Annotated in this window: 1 protein-coding gene; it reads left to right on the forward strand. The window is 49.9% G+C overall.

Annotated features, from left to right (window positions below; genetic code table 11):
- Positions 1–157 precede the first annotated feature (157 nt).
- Positions 158–607: a hypothetical protein gene (locus MHY24_RS12010; RefSeq protein WP_239230928.1), complete on the forward strand. Its 450-nt coding sequence runs from the start codon at positions 158–160 to the stop codon at positions 605–607.
- The last annotated feature ends 79 nt before the right edge of the window (positions 608–686 follow it).

A 686-nucleotide genomic window follows, 5' to 3' on the forward strand; every position in this document is an offset into this window, starting at 1 on the left:
CGCGGGTTACTTCCTTTCGAGGATAGGTAAGAGTTGATTCGAAAGGTACCCGCGGTGGTCGCCTTTATGCGTACCGAAACGAGGCTTCACCCGGGTAACAGATACACCACGCTAGTGGACGTAACCTATACAGCCTTTTAGATTTCGGAGGATAAACGTGGCTATTCGAGGTGTTAACGCTTTTCCTGCCAAGCGTTTCAAAAGGGATTTTGCACTGCTGTCGGTGGCTGGGGTAGTGACGGTAGGTTTGGTGGCGTGCGCGAAGGATGAGCCAGCTGAAGAGCCTGTTTTTAACAACTCTCATGAAAGCGTAGGGGATTCTAGCGGTGCAATCATTGAGGAAAGTTCGAATGATTTATGGGATACGCTAAATACCCCGCAGGGTAAGAAAGTAGTTGACTACTACGATACTGGCGAAATTCAAGAGGGTGACTGGTGTACTCCAGAAGTTAATAATGTTGGGGGTGAGCGGACCTTTTTGGATATTCAGACTGGAGAGGTTTTCGAAGGTTCTATCGACAGAACTGATATTGAGGCCTATTGTGCCGTCGCGCTGCGAATGAATAGGAGCGTGTCAAGTTGTTTGTGTGTGGGGCGGGGTTTATAGGTATTTGTCGAAGCGGTCGGGGTAGGCCACGGCCATTTGGTTGATGGCTTGTTTCCAGCCGGATACTCGGGCTCCTTCC

The organism is Corynebacterium sp. ACRPQ (assembly GCF_022347225.1).
GTDB classification, from domain to species: domain Bacteria; phylum Actinomycetota; class Actinomycetes; order Mycobacteriales; family Mycobacteriaceae; genus Corynebacterium; species Corynebacterium tuberculostearicum_D.